Annotated in this window: 1 pseudogene; it reads right to left on the reverse strand. The window is 68.4% G+C overall.

The features are described from left to right. A pseudogene (locus tag E5W87_RS35910) lies at nt 1-228 on the reverse strand (hypothetical protein); the annotation flags it as partial.

The raw sequence follows: 228 nt of genomic DNA on the forward strand, positions 1-228 counted from the left end.
GGTGGCGGCAAACGGGTCATCTTCGATCCTCCTTTCCCGACCTTCGATGGCTTCGGCGCGCTCGGCGCCCGGATCGAGCTCCTGCCTGTCAGCGGAATCAATGGTCACGGCACGGCGATTGGTGGCGTCCTGGTCCGTCCCGGCGGTGTCCATGTCGTTCGTCGTGGCTGCAGTCGCGGCGGCGGCTTCTGCCTCGGCGGCCTCGGCCTCGTCTTGATCGGCCGTCCG

The organism is Mesorhizobium sp. (assembly GCF_004962925.1).
In the GTDB taxonomy this organism is placed as follows: domain Bacteria; phylum Pseudomonadota; class Alphaproteobacteria; order Rhizobiales; family Rhizobiaceae; genus Mesorhizobium.